General features: G+C 79.0%; 1 pseudogene. It reads left to right on the top strand.

Annotation, left to right across the window (positions count from 1 at the left end):
- Positions 1–201: 201 nt before the first annotated feature.
- A pseudogene (locus ACJA3G_RS37190) lies at positions 202–1276 on the top strand (hypothetical protein); the annotation flags it as partial.

Consider the following 1276-nt stretch of genomic DNA (forward strand, 5'->3'; position numbering starts at 1 on the left):
CGTCCGCCTTGGCCAGCCGCTCCGCGAGCTCGCGCTTCAGCGAGCCCGGCGAGAACCGCATGGTCGCGCCGCTCTCGATGTCCCCGCCCCCGAACGGCCGCGGCTTCCGCTCCGGCGCCGGCTTCCGCTCCGGCTCCCGTTCCGGAGGCGGCCGTCGAGCCGCAGCCGTTCGGGGGCGGGGACATCGAGAGCGGCGCGACCATGCGGTTCTCGCCGGGCTCGCTGAAGCGCGAGCTCGCGGAGCGGCTGGCCAAGGCGGACGCGGCCAAGGCGGACGCGGCGGCGGCCTCGGAGGCCGGGACGGATGCGGGTACGGACACGAGTACGGGTACGGCTACCGGTACGGGTACCGATGAGGCGCCCCCTGCCCTCGTGGCCGAGACCGCTCCCGTAGCGGAAACGGCTCCCGCGCCCGGGCCGGTCGTGGACGACGAGCCCGTCGCCGCGGCCGTCGAGGACGGGGCCGAGCCCGGGGCGAGCGTTGCCCAGGACGCGGACAGCGAGAGCGAGGCCCATGCCGGGGCCGCTGCCGGGGCCGACACCGACGCCGACCGTACGGGCCGGCCCGAGCCCGAGGCCGCGGCCTCCGGTCCGGAAGGCTCCGAGGGCACGACGGCGGACACCGACGAGCCTGCGGGCGAACCGGAGCCCGCCGCCACCCCTGCGCCTGCCTCTGCCCCCTCCGTTGTCGCGGCTGCCGATGCCGCTGAACCGGGCGATGGCATCTCGACCGCCTCGGCCGCGCCGGCCGCGCCCGCCGACCAGAGCACCGGCGAGCCCGCCGACTCGGGTGACTACGTGACCGCCGCGCCGCTGGCGGCCCCCGCCGCTCCCGCCGAGCCGGTCGACGCCGTACCCGCCGGCGTGGACGCGACACCGCAGGACGCGGCTCCGCAGGATGCCGCGCCCCAGGACGCCGTACCGCAGGACGCCCCGGTTGCCCCGGTCGTCCCGGCCGAGCAGCCCTGGGCCGCGCAGGCCCAGCAGCCCGGCCCGCAGCCCGGGCTGCCGCCGTTGCCGCCCGCGTACCAGCCGGCCGCGCCCGCAGCGGCGCCGCAGTGGCCCGTACCGGCGTATCAGCCGCAGCCGCAGCCGCAGGCCGGGCAGCCCGGGTGGCCGTTGCCGCAGGGCGACCAGCCGCCGGTCCCGGGCACGCCGAACGTTCCGGCGCAGCATCCCCAGCCGCCGACCGGCCAGCCGGGCTTCCCGGCACCCCAGCCCAACGCACCGGCCCCGGCCCCGCAGGGTGGCTACGGCTTCCCGCAGCCGGGCACAC

The sequence above is a fragment of the Streptomyces sp. YS-3 genome, assembly GCF_045257485.1.
Lineage (GTDB): Bacteria > Actinomycetota > Actinomycetes > Streptomycetales > Streptomycetaceae > Streptomyces.